The organism is Stappia indica (assembly GCF_020177335.1).
GTDB classification, from domain to species: domain Bacteria; phylum Pseudomonadota; class Alphaproteobacteria; order Rhizobiales; family Stappiaceae; genus Stappia; species Stappia indica_B.
The window spans coordinates 167,895-181,994 of the sequence record NZ_JAIVMG010000004.1 but is presented as its reverse complement, the minus strand read 5'-3'; the positions used below and the strand labels follow the sequence as shown (position 1 = coordinate 181,994).

Here is a 14,100-nt window from a genome sequence, read left to right as displayed (position 1 = left end):
TTGTCGACACTGATCGCAATGACACAGCCGCCCGGAGCACCTGCGCCGGGCGGCTTTTTTATGGGCAGCCGCGCGGGAGTTATCGCTCGGTGAGTTTCAGCTCGATGCGCCGGTTGCGGGCCAGCGCCTGCGGGTCATCGCCGGGCTCCAGCGGCTGGTATTCGCCGAAGCCGGCGGCCACCAGCCGTTCCGGATCGACGCCCTGGCTGATCAGGTAGCGCACCACGGAAATGGCGCGGGCGGCGGACAGCTCCCAGTTGTTGCGAAAACGGCCGGTCCCGGAAAGCGGCCGGGCATCGGTGTGGCCGTCGACCCTGAGCACCCAGTTGATTTCGGCCGGGATCTGCACCGCCAGTTCCTTGATCGCCTCGGCGAGCTTGTCCAGTTCCGCCTCGCCTTCCGGATTGATGGTGTCCGCGCCGGAAGAAAACAGCACCTCGGACTGAAACACGAACCGGTCGCCGACGACGCGGATATCGGAGCGCTGGGAGAGGATCTCGCGCAGCCGGCCGAAGAAGTCGGAGCGGTAGCGGGACAGCTCCTGCACCCGCTGGGCAAGGGCAACATTGAGCCGTCGCCCGAGATCGGCGATCTTCGCCTGGCTTTCCCGGTCCCGGTTCTCCGAGGCGTCGAGCGCGTCTTCCAGAGCGCCGATCTGCCGGCGCAGGGCGGCGATCTGCTGGTTCAGCAATTCGACTTGCGACAAGGCGCGTTGGGAGATGCGCCGTTCGTCATCGAGGCTGCTTTCAAGCGCGGCCAGCGCGCCGCCGGTTTCGCTGGCCCTGGACGAGGAGGCGGCGAGCAGGCCCGCAAGCCGCTCGCGTTCGGCCTCCGCATTGCCGAGATTGGCGGTCAGCGTGGCGATGGTGTCCTCAAGATCGCGGCTCCCGGCCCGCTCCAGCGCCAGCAACTCGGTCAACTCGCTGATCTGGGCGTTGAGGCGATTGAGGACCGTGTCGCGCCCCGACAACTGCTGGCCGAGAAAGAACTGAGCCAGGACGAAAATCGTCAGCAGGAAGATGATGACCAGCAGCAGCGCGGCCATCGCGTCGACGAAGCCGGGCCAGTAGTCGGTGCGGGCATCCCGCCGGCGCAGCCGCGTTCCTGCCATGGCTAGATCGCCTTCCTGCGGGTGGGGGCGGGGCGACGGCTCATCGGGTTTCGTCCCGGATCCGGTCGAAGGCGGTGGACATGGAGGCGAGCAGCTTCTCGATGCGCTTTTGCTGTTCCGACTGATCGTCGGCCCAGTCCCGCATCATCTGCTGTTCGCTGCGCACATGCTGCACCAGGCCCTGAATGCCCTCGGCGAGATTGGCCATCGCCAGCGCGGCATTGCGCCCGGCGCCGCCACCGCCGGTATCGGCAACGCTTTTGCGCAGATCGTCGATGGCCAGCCGAAGTTCGGAAACGCCGCCATACCCGCCGCCGCCGAACTCTTCCGGTTCGATGTCAGTCAGGGTGGAGAGCCAATCTTCCAGCTCGTTGTAGAAGCGGTTCTGGGCCTGTCCCGCCTGCAGGTCGAGGAACCCGAGCACCAGCGATCCGGTCAGACCGAACAGGGAGGAGGAAAAGGCCGTGCCCATGCCGGACAGCGGAGCTTCCAGGCCGGCCTTCAGATCTTCGAAGATCACATTGGCGTCGCCGGAGCCGACGTCGAGGCTCTGGATGGTCAGATTGACCGAACCGACGGTCTGAAGCAGGCCCCAGAAGGTGCCGAGCAGGCCGAGGAACACCAGCAGGCCGGTGAGATAGCGCGCCATCTCGCGCGCTTCATCGAGGCGCATGCCGATCGAATCGAGGATCGAGCGCATGGTGACCGGCGACAGGCTCATCTCGCCGCCGCGATTGCCGAGAAGCGTGGCCATCGGCGCGAGCAGCACCGGCGGACGGCGGACCTCCAGCCCGGGGTCGCCCAGCCGGTAGCCATTGACCCAGCCGACCTCCGGCATCAACCGGATCACCTGGCGGATCGCCAGCAGAATGCCGATCACGCCGGTGGCGATGATAAGGCCGTTGAGGCCGGGGTTGCTCATGAAGGCGGTGGCGATCTGGCGGTAGAGAATCAGCGCGACAAACGCCACCACCGCCAGAAAGATCATCATCCGGATCAGATAGACCCAGGGGCTGGACAGGCTGTAAGGATCATACGCTCGCGCCATGTCCGCTTCTCGACTCCCCGTTGAAGACGAGCCTTTGATAGCGTGAATGTCCGCCGCGTGAAAAGCCGTAATTCCGTCCGCGGCCGTCCTCAGCCGCGCGCGTTGGCCAGGAGCTTGCGCAATTGTCCGTGTACATGCTCGTTGCCGGCGACGATCGAGCGGCTCTCGAACATGTTGTTGCCGCCGTCGATATCGCTGACGTAGCCGCCGGCTTCACGCACCATCAAGAGCCCTGCCGCCATGTCCCAGGGGGACAGGCCATGCTCCCAGTAGCCGTCGAAACGCCCGGCTGCGGTCCAGGCGAGATCGAGTGCAGCGGCGCCGCAGCGGCGCAGACCGGCAACCTCGCCCATCACATGGCGGATTTCCTTCAGGGAGCGGGCATGATCGCCAACGCCGAGGAAGGGAATGCCTGTGCCGATGACGCAATCGGGCAGCGACTTGCGCGCGGCGACGCGCAGGCGGCGGTCGTTGAGGAACGCACCCTGGCCGCGTTCGGCGGTGTAGAGCTCGTCCATGGCCGGATTGTAGATCACGCCGGCGACGATGGTGCCCTCGCGCTCCAGCGCGATCGACACGTTGAAGATCGGAATGCCGTGCAGGAAGTTGGTGGTGCCGTCGAGCGGGTCGACAATCCAGCGGTGCTGCGGATCGTCACCTTCGATGGTGCCCGATTCCTCCATCAGCAGGCCGTAGCCAGGACGGGCCTTCTGCAACTCGGTGCGCACGATCTTTTCTGCATTGTGATCGGCGGCGGAGACGAAATCGCTCGGCCCCTTGCGCGAGACCTGAAGGTTTTCGACCTCGCCGAAATCGCGGGCGAGGCTGCGTCCGGCCTTGATGGCAGCCTGGACCATGACGTTGAGAATGGCGGAACGGGCCATGACGGCTCCTGAGCGTTGGCCGGACCGGCCCGCGTCTCACCGGCTGTGGCAAGGCGGGCGGCCCGGAGATGTTGGTCCCGGAGGAGGTGTCCGGGAAAGTCCCGGAAATGGGAAGTGTCAGTCGGCGCGGCGGACGTACTCGACGAGGCTGGTGTCGACGACGATGCGCTCGCCGGCGGTGATGAACGGCGGCACCATGACGCGGACGCCGTTTTCCAGCATTGCCGGCTTGTAGGAGGAGGACTGGGTCTGGCCCTTGACCACCGCATCCGCCTCGGTGATTTCCAGCGTGACGAACTGGGGCAGGGTGATGCCGATCGGCCGTTCCTCATGCATCTCCAGCGTCACCATCATGCCGTCCTGAAGGAAGGCGGCGCGCTCGCCGACGAACTCGGCCTGCAGCTCGATCTGCTCGTAGCTTTCGGTGTCCATGAAGACGAGCATGTCGTCCTGGGGATAGAGGTACTGGAAGTCCTTCTGCTCCAGCCGCACGCGCTCGACCTTGTCGGCGGAGCGGAAGCGCTCGTTGAGCTTGCGGCCATCGAGCAGGTTCTTCATCTCCACCTGGGCGAAGGCGCCGCCCTTGCCCGGCTTGACGTGCTCGACCTTGACCACCGCCCAAAGGGTGTCCTGGTGCTGCAATACGTTGCCGGGCTTGATTTCGTTGCCGTTGATCTTCATGGGTCGGTCTCGTTTTTCGGTCTGTCCGCCCGGTTGCGTCAACTGGCGCAGGAGCGGGCCATGATCTGTGATGGGCGCGGGGGATCGTCATGGTCCTGCCCGCCCGGGGCTCAGCGTCAGCGCGAAACGGCATGGGCGATGGTCCGGGCCGGTGCGCGGCGCGCCGCCGGTGCGCGGTTTGTCCACCACACTTCCCCGCGCCAATCAAGCAAAAAGGTCGCAAGGGGCGCACCCTAGGGTGTCGTTTCGCTCGGATCCTCGGCCGCTTCCGGTAGCGCTGGCGCATAGGCCTTGGCGAAGTCTTCCGCCTTGGTCCGTTGTGCCGGTTCGAGACCGGACAGGATGCCGTCGAGTTCCAGATCGGAAATGCCCGAGGCGCGCGCCGCCAGATGCCAGCCGGCGGCCTTCTCGATATCGCGCGGTCGGCCCCGTCCATAGGCGTAGACCCGGGCCAGCCGGTTCATGGCCACCGGGTTGCCGGATTTCGCGGCCTGTTCGAACCAACTGGCCGCTTCCTGCTCATCGGGATCGACGCCACGACCGTTGAAGCGCAGGATCGCGTAGCGCACCTGGGCGCCGACATGGCCCTGGCGGGCGGCTCGGCCCATCCAGAATGCGGCCCGGCGTTCGTCGCGAAGATCGGCGGGGCCGTCGAGATAGAATTGGGCAAGCTGGAAGCGGGCGTCGATGTCGCCGAGATCCGCGGCCCTTTCCAGAAGGTCGCGGGCCTTTTCCGGGTCGAAAGGGCGGCCTTCGCCGGTCTGGTAAAGGCCGGCAAGATTGTAGATCGCGGCGGCGATATCTGCCTCGGCGGCGATTTCGAACAGATCGCCGGCCTTTTTCCGGTCCTCGGGCACGCCGATGCCATTGAGATAGAGAAGGCCGAGGCGCCCCGCCGCCTGCTTGTTGCCGGAGGAAACGGCAAGGTCGTACCAGCTCGCGGCCTTGCGGGCATCGCGCGGCAGGCCGTGGCCGGTCTCATAAAGCACGCCGAGCAGGGTCTGGGCGGCGGAATCGCCCTGTTCGGCACGCGGTGTCGCGAGGGCCAGCGCCGTCAGGTACCAGCCGCGCTGAAAGGCGCCATAGGCGTAATCGGCGTTCTCGCCCTCGACGGCAAGCGGCAGAGGCGGCTTCTGGCTGACCGGCGGTGTCAGGACCGGCGTTGCGGCCTCCGCCGGCGTGGGCGCGGCCAGGGTACTGTCCCGGCGCCGCATGGGCGTTGCCGTGGCTGCTGCGGGAACATCCGGAATGGCGATGGCCGGAGCGCCCTCCTGCGGGGCGGAGCTGTCAGATGCGGAGGGTGTCGCCGGGGCGGGGGGCGTCTCGGACGTGGCGGGGGAGGCAGGCGTCTCCTCGGCGCGGGCGAGCGCTGCCGCGCCGACCAATGTGGCGGTGGCAAGGGCTGCCGCGAGAAACCGGGAACTGGCTGTCGGGACGCTCATCCATCCTCCGCGACCGAAAGGGAATGGCGGGCGAGAATCGCATTGGCCGCGTTCACGGCCGCCGCCGGCCCTTCCGGATGATTCCAGACCGCGCCGCGCAGGGCAATGAAATCGGCGCCGGTGGCGGCGCAGGCCTCGACGCTGTCCATGCTGGTGCCGGCAAGAGCGACGCAAGGGGTCTCGAACACGTCCGCCCACCAGGCGGCGAATTTCAGCGTCTTGGCATGGGCCTCCGCCTCTTCCGGCTGGTCGAGCAGGCCGAAGAAGACGTAGTCGACGCCGAGTTCGGCGACGCTCATGGCATCGTGCCGGGTGCGCAGATCGCCGACGCCGACGATGCCATCGGGGCGGAAGGTTTCCAGCGCCCGCGCCAGGTCCTCCGTACCGCTGTCGACATGCACGCCATCGGCACGGCAGCGGCCGGCGGTGCGGGTGTCGTTCTGCAGCAGAACGGCGGTTCCGGCGGCCTGGGCGATCGGCACGAGGCGTTCGACCAGTTTCTGGCTGGCGGCCTCGCCCCGGCCCTCATCGGTGACGAGCAGGCAGGCCACATCGCCGCCCGAGAGCGCTTCGGCAAGCCGGTCCGCGAAGCTGTCGATGTCCAGATCGGCGGGAGTGACGAGGTAGAGACGCGGGGTCAAGGCGGTGGCCCTTCAGGTTCGGATCGTCAAGGTGGCTGGCGGCTGGGCCCTTTTCACCAGAATGATCCCGTGATCACGGCAAAAGAGGGGCCAGGGGCCCCTCGAGAGAGATGACAAAGCCCCTTTTAGGGGCGTCAGCCCGGACGCAGCGAAGCGGAGATCCGGGATCGGCGAGCCACAGCGTTTCGGTTCCAGCCTATCAGAACCGCTATTTGGAGGCTCCCCGATCCCGGGTCACGCTGACGCTTGCCCGGGATGACGCGAGAGGCGCCTTTGCCATTTGTCAGCAGTCTAGAGGGGCCGAAAGGCCCCTCTTGGTTCGCGCGAGGCACCGGATGGGGCCGGTGCGGGTCGGGTCAGGCGCTTTCCAGCGCCTTCTGCCATTCGCCCTTGGCGGCCAGACCGTTCATCTTGGCGCGGTGCAGGAAGGCGGCCTGCGCGGCGGCCACGTTCTCCTGCTTGCCGCCCCAGGCCTTGAGCGCGGCCTGCTGCAGGGCGCGGCCATAGGAGAAGGTCAGCTTCCACGGCAGCGCGCCGGCGGCGTTCATCAGGTGCAGATGCTCGGTCGCCTGTTCGTCCGACTGCCCGCCCGACAGGAAGGCGATGCCCGGAACGGCTGCCGGAACGGTTGCCTTGAGGCAGCGCAGGGTCAGCTCCGCGACCTCTTCGGGGGCAGCCTGGATCGGCGCGTTCTTGCCCGGGACGATCATGTTCGGCTTCAGGACGATGCCTTCCAGCATGACATCCATCTGGAACAGCTCGGAGAACACCGTGTTCAGCGTCCACTCGGTGACTTCGTAGCAGGTCTCGATGTCATGGGCGGCGGTCGGGCCGTCCATCAGGATTTCCGGCTCGACGATCGGCACGATGCCCGCTTCCTGGCAGAGCGCGGCATAGCGGGCCAGCGCATGGGCATTGGACTGGATGCAGGTGCTCGACGGCAGACCGTCGTCCTCGGAGATGTCGATCACCGCCCGCCACTTGGCGAAGCGCGCGCCCAGCTCGTAATACTCGGCCAGACGCTCGCGCAGGCCGTCGAGGCCTTCGGTCACGCTCTCGCCCGGGAAGCCGGCGAGCGGCTTGGCGCCCTTGTCGACCTTGATGCCCGGCACGGCGCCGGCCTTGCGGATCAGCTCCACCAGCGGGGTGCCGTCGGCGGCCTTCTGACGGATGGTCTCGTCGAACAGGATCACGCCGGAGATGTAGTCGTTCATCGCCTCGGTGCTGCGGAACAGCATCTCGCGATAGTCGCGACGGTTGTCCTCGGTGTTCTCGGTGTCGATCTGGTCGAACCGCTTCTTGATGGTGCCGGTGCTTTCGTCGGCCGCAAGAATGCCCTGGCCCGTGGCCACCATGGCTTCGGCGATATCTTCGAGACGCTCACTCATCGGATCTCTTCTTTCCTGTCATCGCAGCGCCGCGCAAGTCCGGCGGCTGGTCAGGAGCAAGGCCCGGATGCCCGAAAGCATGGGCCCGCCCCCCGGGGTTCAAAACTCTGGGTCGCCCACCCCGTTTTCGGGGCGGTGCGAGAGGTCGGGATCGCTCCCGAAGCTAGTTGCTCAGTGCCGCCACGCCCGGCAACACCTTGCCTTCCATCCATTCCAGGAAGGCGCCGCCGGCAGTGGAGACATAGGAGAAGGCACCACCGACGCCGGCATGGTTGAGCGCGGCCACCGTGTCGCCGCCACCGGCAACGGAGATCAGCGGGCCGTTCTCGGTGCGGGCCGCCGCATATTGCGCCGCCGTGACCGTCGCCACATCGAAGGGGGCGATCTCGAAGGCGCCGAGCGGGCCGTTCCACACCAGGGTGGCGGCGGCGTCGATCTTGGTCTTGATCAGTTCAACCGAGGCAGGACCGAGGTCGAGGATCATTCCCAAGGCCGGCACGGCGTCGATGGCAACGGTCTCGTTGCTGGCACCGGCCTTGAACTCCTGCGCGACCACCGCATCGAGCGGGAGCACGATTTCGCAACCGGCGGCTTCGGCCGTGGCCATGATGGTCCGGGCGGTCTCGGCCAGATCGTGTTCGCACAGGGACTTGCCGACGTCGATGCCCTTGGCGGCGAGGAAGGTGTTGGCCATGCCGCCACCGATCACCAGCATGTCGACCTTGCCGACGAGGTTGTTCAGAAGCTCGATCTTGGAGGAGACCTTGGCGCCACCGACCACGGCAAGCACCGGCCGGGTCGGCGCGGTCAGGGCCTTGCCGAGGGCTTCCAGCTCTGCCTGCATGGTGCGGCCGGCATAGGCCGGCAGGCGATGGGCGAGCCCTTCGGTCGAGGCATGGGCGCGGTGGGCGGCGGAAAAGGCGTCGTTGACATAGACGTCGCCCAGCTCGGCGAGCGCATCGGCGAAGCCGGCGTCGTTCTTTTCCTCGCCGGCGTGGAACCGGGTGTTCTCCAGAAGAGCGATCTCGCCGTCATGCAGCGCGTCGACCACCGTGCGCGCCACCTCGCCAATGCAGTCGGCGGCGAAAGCGACCGGCTTGCCCAGCCGCTCGGTCAGCGCCGCGGCGACCGGGGCAAGGCTCATGTCCGGCATGACCGCGCCCTTGGGACGGCCGAAATGGGCCAGCAGGATCACTCGCCCGCCTTTCTCGGAGATCTCCTTGAGGGTCGGCAGCACCCGGTCGATGCGGGTCGTATCCGTCACCCGGTTGCCATCCATCGGCACGTTGAGATCGACGCGCACCAGCACGCGCTTGCCGGCAAGATCGGCATCGTCAAGGGTTCGGAAATCGCTCATCTAGGGTCCTCGACCATGATCTGGAAAGGGCCGCGTCCGGGAGGGCGCGGCCAAGCCGGAAAGCGGGTTTCCGGCCGGGGGGCAATGCGGCGCCGGGAAGGGCCTCGTGCCCCGCCCGGCGCCGCGCTTGCGCGTCAGATGTGCTTCGCCAGAGCGACCGCCGTGTCGGACATGCGGTTGGAGAAGCCCCATTCGTTGTCGTACCAGGTGAGGATACGCACCATGGTGCCGTCCATGACCTTGGTCTGGTCCATGTGGAACACGGACGAATGGCTGTCGTGGTTGAAGTCGCAGGAGACCAGCTTGTCGTCGGTGAAGCCGAGGATGCCCTTCAGCTTGCCGTTGGCGGCGCTGCGGATCGCCTCGTTGACTTCTTCCACGCTGGTCGCCCGCTTGGCAACGAAGGTCAGGTCGACCACGGAGACATTCGGCGTGGGAACGCGGATGGAAACGCCATCCAGCTTGCCGTTGAGCTCCGGCAGCACCAGGCCCACGGCCTTGGCTGCGCCGGTCGAGGTCGGGATCATCGACAGGGCCGCCGCGCGGGCGCGGTAGAGATCCTTATGCATGGTGTCCAGCGTCGGCTGGTCGCCAGTGTACGAGTGGATCGTCGTCATGAAGCCGGTTTCGATGCCGATCGCCTCGTTCAGCACATAGGCCACCGGTGCCAGGCAGTTGGTGGTGCAGGAGGCGTTGGAGACGACCGTGTCGGCGCTGGTCAGGCTGTCATGGTTGACACCAAAGACGATGGTCTTGTCCGCGCCGCCGGCCGGGGCGGAGACCAGAACGCGCTTCGAGCCGTTGGCCAGATGGGCGGAGGCCTTCTCGCGGTCGGCGAAGATGCCGGTGCATTCCATCGCCACGTCGACGCCCAGCTCGCCCCAGGGCAGTTCCTTGGGATCGCGGATGGCGGTGACCTTGATCGGACCGGTGCCGACGTCGATGGTGTCGCCGTCGACCGTCACGGTGCCGGGGAACCGGCCATGCACGGAATCATAGCGCAGCAGATGGGCATTGGTCTCGACCGGGCCGAGGTCGTTGATCGCGACCACCTGAATATCGGTCCGTCCGGATTCCGCGATTGCGCGCAGAACGTTGCGGCCAATGCGTCCAAAACCGTTGATGGCAACTTTCACGGTCATGTGTCACTCCCCGAATGCGGCGCCTTGCGCCTTCATGTCCGATCCCGCTGGGCACGGGTCGACTGGAAAAATCCCGGCCCGCCGCCAGGGCAATGCGGGCCGGTCCGTTGAAATCAGCGTCCCAGACGCTCCTTCGCGGCGGTCACCACCGCCTTGCTGGTAATGCCGAAGTGCTCGTAGAGCGCCTCGAAGGGCGCACTCGCGCCAAAGCTGTGCATGCCGATGAAGATACCATCATTTCCGATAAAGCGATCCCAGCCCATGCGAATTCCGGCCTCGACCGCAACCTTGACGGTGCCGGTGCCGATGATCTCAGCCTGATAATCGGCGGACTGCTGCTCGAAGCGCTCCATGCAGGGCACGGAGACGACCCGGGTGGCGATGCCGTCGCCTTCCAGAACGTCGCGGGCCTCAAGGGCGATGGCGACCTCGGAGCCGGAGGCGAAGATGGTCACGTCCGGCTCGTTCTCGCTGTCGGCCAGCACATAGGCGCCGCGTGCACAGGCGTTGTCTTCCTCGTAGGTCTCGCGCACGGGGGCGAGGTTCTGCCGGGTCAGCGCCAGAACGCTCGGCGTCTCGCTGCTTTCCAGCGCCAGCTGCCAGCACTCCAGCGTTTCGGTGACATCGGCCGGACGGAAGAAGGCAAGGTTCGGGATCGCCCGCAGGGCGGCGTAATGCTCGACCGGCTGGTGGGTCGGGCCATCCTCGCCCAGGCCGATGCTGTCATGGGTCATCACATGGATGACGCGTTGGCGCATCAGGGCCGAAAGGCGCATGGCCGGACGGGCATAGTCGGAGAACACCAGGAAGGTGCCGGAGTAGGGAATCACGCCGCCATGCAGCGCCATGCCGTTCATGGCCGAGGCCATGCCATGCTCGCGAATGCCCCAATGGACATAGCGGCCGGTGAAATCCTCCGGCGTGATGGCGGTGGTCTGCTTGGTGCGGGTGTTGTTCGAACCGGTGAGGTCGGCGGAGCCGCCGATGGTCTCCGGCACCGCCTCGTTGATCATGCCGAGGACGTATTCGGAGGCCTTGCGGGTGGCCATCACCGGCTTGTCGGCGGCGATCTGCTTCTTCAGCGCCTGCACCGCGTCAGCAAAGCCGGAGGGCAGGTCGCCGCGAATGCGCCGCTCGAACTCGCCGCGGGTTTCCGCGTCCGTGGCCGCCAGCCGCTTCTCCCACTCCTTGCGTTCCTGGCCGGAGCGCAGGCCGGCGATGCGCCAGTTGTCCAGCACCTCGGCGGGCACGTCGAACGGCTCGTGGTTCCAGCCAAGCGCCTTGCGGGTCGCCGCCAGTTCCTCGGCGCCGAGCGGGGCGCCATGCACCTTTTCCGAGCCGGCCTTGTTCGGCGCGCCGAAGCCGATGGTGGTCTTGGCGGCGATCAGGGTCGGGCGATCGCTTTCGCGGGCGGCGCGCAGGGCGTTGGCGATGGCGACCGGGTCATGGCCGTCGATGGAGACGGTTTCCCAGCCGCTGGCCTCGAACCGGGCGATCTGGTTGGTCGAATCGGTGATCGACACCTTGCCGTCGATGGAGATGCCGTTGTCGTCCCAGATGACGATCAGGCGCGACAGCTTCAGGTGACCGGCGAGAGACAGGGCTTCCTGGCTGATGCCTTCCATCAGGCAGCCGTCGCCGACCAGCGCATAGGTGTGGTGATCGGCAAGCTCCGCGCCGAAGGTCTCGCGCAGGTGCCGCTCCGCCATCGCCATGCCGACCGCGTTGGCCAGGCCCTGGCCGAGCGGGCCGGTGGTGGTTTCGATGCCGGCGCCGTGGCCGTATTCCGGATGGCCGGCGGTCAGCGCGCCGAGCTGGCGGAAATTCTTGAGCTGGTCGAGGGTGAAGTCCTCGGAGCCGAGCAGGTAGTGCACGGCATAAAGCAGCATGGAGCCATGGCCGGCGGAGAGCACGAAACGGTCCCGGTCGGGCCAGTCCGGCCGGGTCGGATCGTACTGCATGAACTGGGTAAACAGGACCGTCGCGATGTCCGCGGCGCCCATCGGCAGGCCGGGATGACCGGACTTGGCCGCTTCGACGGCGTCGGCGGCAAGGAAACGGATCGCATTGGCCATGCGGTGGTGCTTTTCGAGATCGCTCATCTGATTCCCGTTTGTCCCTCTTGAGGCCGCCGGCTGGCGACGCTGTCAGGGCTCGGTTTCCGGCTCGGTCTATCTCCCCGGTCCGGTCGTTGTGATCACGCGCAGGCGCGGCTCAAGGTGAATGCCGGCGCCATGTCTGCTTGCAAATCCGACCGCCCGGCGAGGCGGACCGACAAATATCAGGAACCTTGCGCGAGTCAACAAAGCCGGTTGCGGTGCGGGATACGGTTGCGGGGCTTTTTGCGCGGGTGGACGGGCCGCGACCTGGCGGATGTGGATCGTTGACGGCCGGCCATCTCGCTTCCGCTGCCATGTGATGCTATAGCGAAGTCTTGGGCCGGGCTCCGGTTTGGCCCGGGCGGCCGGATTCGAGCCTTGCACGAAAGGTGCATGCCTCCCTTATCGAGAGGGAGACGTGCCACCCTGGCGGCGCGGGCTGGCGGGCCCGGGCGCGGCGGCCTGAACGAGTTCAACTTCAATCCGGCGGGGACCCGGCAGCACTTGCAGAACATGGTGGACGGCGCATCTCATACCTCTGTGGACCCGGCGAATTCTCCGCTGGAGACCGCACTGGCGCGGCTGTCGCAGGCGATCGGCCGGCTGGAGGCGACGGCCCAGCGGCGGCTGGAGGCCGATGCGTCGGTCGACGGTCTGCAGGACGAGTTGCAGCGGCTGGGCGAGGACCGGTCGCAACTGGCGGCGACCCTCGACACGGCGGAGGCGCGGGTGGCGCGGCTGGAAGACGCCAACCGCGAGGTGTCGCGCCGCCTGGTATCGGCGATGGAATCGATCCGGTCCGTTCTGGAAACGCACGGCGGCTGAGGGGCGACATGGCGCAGATCATCGTGACCATCAATGGCCGCAGCTTCCGCATGGCCTGCGACGATGGCGAGGAAGACCGGCTCACCGCGCTGGCCAAGCGTTTCGACGGCTGCATCGACAGCCTGCGCGGCAGTTTCGGCGAGATCGGCGATCTGCGGCTGACCGTGATGGCCGGCATCATGGTGACCGATGAACTGACCGAGCGCGAACGGCGCATCAAGGCGCTGGAAGAGGAAATCGCCAGCCTGCGCGACGCACGCAGCGCCGCGCTGAACCGGGTGGAGCAGACCGAAACGCTGGTCGCCGAACGGGTGACAGCGGCCGCCGAACGGATCGAGGCGCTGGCCGACGGGCTCGGCCGGTCGGGCCGCACCGAGGACGACTGACGGCGTGCCGACAAGAGCCCCCAAACGGTATTATCGTAACTACTGAAGTTCGTTGATCTTTCCCGTCACCGCGCGGTTTTGCACAGCCGCCATGCGTGGGGGACGCGCTATTGCTGTTGTCTTTTTCTCTCCCGCGCGCCTATATCGGGGACGGCGTGGCTGCGCGGTTCGTCAGGAGACATATCCCCGGGGCCTTACGCATCCCTAGGGAGCTGTTCCTGCCCTTGCCCGAGGGCTCGGGCACACGGCGCCCACCTACATTGTAGGTTTCCCGGGATTGCAAACTCCAACGGCCGAGGCGGCCACGTCCGTATCGCCCGGCTCTCGGCTCCCCCAGCGGGCGTCACCTCGCGCGAAAGGCTGATGCCGAACGCCGCCATTGCGGCGCTTGCGCTTTGGGCTCGCGCCGCGCACCATGGCCGGCCCCCACCTTGTTCTTCGCCGCTTCCCGAGATGCCATGACGCAGCCTGACAAGCCCTTCCCGGCGCCTTCCGATGCTCTCGATCCGGACGAAATGCGCCAGCTCAAGGCCGCCTGCCGGTCTGGCGCGCTGGCCCGCCGGGCGGCGCTTGCCGCCAGTGCGCGGATCGAAGGCAGTCTGGCGCTGGCCGACCACGCGGCGGCGCTGGCGTTTCCCGGCGGTGCCGTTGTTTCCGGTTTCTGGCCCATCCGCGATGAGATCGACCCGCGTCCGCTGATGGATGCGCTGAGGGTGCGCGGTCATCCGTTGTGTCTGCCGGCGATGGTGGGCGAGGATCTGGTGTTTCGCCGGCTGACCCGGGACACCCCGCTGGTGCGGGGTGGGTTCGGGACGGTGGAACCGGCCGCCGAGGCGGAGGAGGTGGTTCCCGACTGTCTGCTGGTGCCACTGGCCGCCTTTGACCGGCGCGGCGCGCGGATCGGGTACGGACGGGGCTTTTACGATCGGGCGATTGCGCGTATCACCGACCGACGCGGCACGGCGCCGGAGACGGTCGGTCTTGCCTTTTCGGTTCAGCAGGCCAGCGCCGTGCCCGAGGAAGGGCATGACCGCCGACTGGAACGGGTGCTGACCGAAGCCGGCCTGATCACCTGCGGCGTTGCCGCCTAGAGGAG

13 protein-coding genes and 1 other RNA gene are annotated in these 14,100 nt (G+C 67.0%); 4 read left to right on the top strand and 10 right to left on the bottom strand.

Annotated features, from left to right (window positions below):
* Nucleotides 1-79 precede the first annotated feature (79 nt).
* From LC062_RS07785 to tkt, 10 genes are all read right to left on the bottom strand, one after another.
* On the bottom strand, nucleotides 80-1,111 hold the full coding sequence (locus LC062_RS07785) for a peptidoglycan -binding protein (RefSeq protein WP_224910472.1): 1,032 nt from the start codon (nucleotides 1,109-1,111) through the stop codon (nucleotides 80-82).
* A 40-nt stretch (nucleotides 1,112-1,151) separates the two neighbouring features.
* Nucleotides 1,152-2,159 carry a flagellar motor protein MotA gene (locus LC062_RS07780; protein ID WP_224910471.1) on the bottom strand — a complete coding sequence of 336 codons (1,008 nt, stop codon included), beginning with the start codon at nucleotides 2,157-2,159 and terminating at the stop codon, nucleotides 1,152-1,154.
* Between the two features lie 89 nt (nucleotides 2,160-2,248).
* Nucleotides 2,249-3,043 carry an inositol monophosphatase family protein gene (locus LC062_RS07775; protein WP_224910470.1) on the bottom strand — a complete coding sequence of 265 codons (795 nt, stop codon included), beginning with the start codon at nucleotides 3,041-3,043 and terminating at the stop codon, nucleotides 2,249-2,251.
* A gap of 117 nt (nucleotides 3,044-3,160) precedes the next feature.
* Complete coding sequence (gene efp, locus LC062_RS07770) at nucleotides 3,161-3,724, bottom strand: elongation factor P (RefSeq protein ID WP_181760506.1); 564 nt, start codon at nucleotides 3,722-3,724, stop codon at nucleotides 3,161-3,163.
* A gap of 233 nt (nucleotides 3,725-3,957) precedes the next feature.
* Nucleotides 3,958-5,166 (bottom strand): tetratricopeptide repeat protein, encoded by a 1,209-nt coding sequence (locus LC062_RS07765; RefSeq protein WP_224910469.1) that lies wholly within the window; start codon nucleotides 5,164-5,166, stop codon nucleotides 3,958-3,960.
* Nucleotides 5,163-5,807 (bottom strand): thiamine phosphate synthase, encoded by a 645-nt coding sequence (locus LC062_RS07760; RefSeq protein ID WP_224910468.1) that lies wholly within the window; start codon nucleotides 5,805-5,807, stop codon nucleotides 5,163-5,165. Before LC062_RS07760 ends, LC062_RS07765 begins: the two co-directional genes overlap by 4 nt.
* Before the next feature lie 356 nt (nucleotides 5,808-6,163).
* Nucleotides 6,164-7,195, bottom strand: a complete 1,032-nt coding sequence (locus LC062_RS07755) for a class I fructose-bisphosphate aldolase (protein ID WP_224910467.1) — start codon at nucleotides 7,193-7,195, stop codon at nucleotides 6,164-6,166.
* Between the two features lie 163 nt (nucleotides 7,196-7,358).
* A complete protein-coding gene (locus LC062_RS07750) occupies nucleotides 7,359-8,552 on the bottom strand; it encodes a phosphoglycerate kinase (protein WP_224910466.1) in 1,194 nt (397 codons plus the stop codon).
* 134 nt (nucleotides 8,553-8,686) lie between these two features.
* Complete coding sequence (gene gap / locus LC062_RS07745; RefSeq protein ID WP_224910465.1) at nucleotides 8,687-9,694, bottom strand: type I glyceraldehyde-3-phosphate dehydrogenase; 1,008 nt, start codon at nucleotides 9,692-9,694, stop codon at nucleotides 8,687-8,689.
* A gap of 113 nt (nucleotides 9,695-9,807) precedes the next feature.
* A complete protein-coding gene (gene tkt / locus LC062_RS07740; protein WP_224910464.1) occupies nucleotides 9,808-11,796 on the bottom strand; it encodes a transketolase in 1,989 nt (662 codons plus the stop codon).
* A 510-nt stretch (nucleotides 11,797-12,306) separates the two neighbouring features.
* On the opposite strand from tkt, the gene LC062_RS07735 reads away from it, so the two are divergent.
* From LC062_RS07735 to LC062_RS07720, 4 genes are all read left to right on the top strand, one after another.
* Nucleotides 12,307-12,618: a DUF4164 domain-containing protein gene (locus LC062_RS07735; RefSeq protein ID WP_224910589.1), complete on the top strand. Its 312-nt coding sequence runs from the start codon at nucleotides 12,307-12,309 to the stop codon at nucleotides 12,616-12,618.
* An 8-nt stretch (nucleotides 12,619-12,626) separates the two neighbouring features.
* Entirely contained in the window at nucleotides 12,627-13,004 is a 378-nt protein-coding gene (locus tag LC062_RS07730; protein ID WP_224910463.1) for a cell division protein ZapA, read from the top strand.
* A 153-nt stretch (nucleotides 13,005-13,157) separates the two neighbouring features.
* Nucleotides 13,158-13,313, top strand: a non-coding RNA gene (gene ssrS, locus LC062_RS07725) — 6S RNA.
* A 149-nt stretch (nucleotides 13,314-13,462) separates the two neighbouring features.
* On the top strand, nucleotides 13,463-14,095 hold the full coding sequence (locus LC062_RS07720; RefSeq protein WP_224910462.1) for a 5-formyltetrahydrofolate cyclo-ligase: 633 nt from the start codon (nucleotides 13,463-13,465) through the stop codon (nucleotides 14,093-14,095).
* Nucleotides 14,096-14,100 lie beyond the last annotated feature (5 nt).

Bases quoted from the DNA above. Each gene is read 5' to 3' on its own strand.
- LC062_RS07750 (WP_224910466.1), bottom strand. From the start codon at position 8,552: ATGAGCGATTTCCGAACCCTTGACGATGCCGATCTTGCCGGCAAGCGC.
- LC062_RS07755 (WP_224910467.1), bottom strand. From the start codon at position 7,195: ATGAGTGAGCGTCTCGAAGATATCGCCGAAGCCATGGTGGCCACGGGC.
- LC062_RS07780 (WP_224910471.1), bottom strand. From the start codon at position 2,159: ATGGCGCGAGCGTATGATCCTTACAGCCTGTCCAGCCCCTGGGTCTAT.
- efp (WP_181760506.1), bottom strand. From the start codon at position 3,724: ATGAAGATCAACGGCAACGAAATCAAGCCCGGCAACGTATTGCAGCAC.
- LC062_RS07775 (WP_224910470.1), bottom strand. From the start codon at position 3,043: ATGGCCCGTTCCGCCATTCTCAACGTCATGGTCCAGGCTGCCATCAAG.
- LC062_RS07720 (WP_224910462.1), top strand. From the start codon at position 13,463: ATGACGCAGCCTGACAAGCCCTTCCCGGCGCCTTCCGATGCTCTCGAT.
- LC062_RS07730 (WP_224910463.1), top strand. From the start codon at position 12,627: ATGGCGCAGATCATCGTGACCATCAATGGCCGCAGCTTCCGCATGGCC.
- tkt (WP_224910464.1), bottom strand. From the start codon at position 11,796: ATGAGCGATCTCGAAAAGCACCACCGCATGGCCAATGCGATCCGTTTC.
- LC062_RS07735 (WP_224910589.1), top strand. From the start codon at position 12,307: ATGGTGGACGGCGCATCTCATACCTCTGTGGACCCGGCGAATTCTCCG.
- gap (WP_224910465.1), bottom strand. From the start codon at position 9,694: ATGACCGTGAAAGTTGCCATCAACGGTTTTGGACGCATTGGCCGCAAC.
- LC062_RS07785 (WP_224910472.1), bottom strand. From the start codon at position 1,111: ATGGCAGGAACGCGGCTGCGCCGGCGGGATGCCCGCACCGACTACTGG.
- LC062_RS07765 (WP_224910469.1), bottom strand. From the start codon at position 5,166: ATGAGCGTCCCGACAGCCAGTTCCCGGTTTCTCGCGGCAGCCCTTGCC.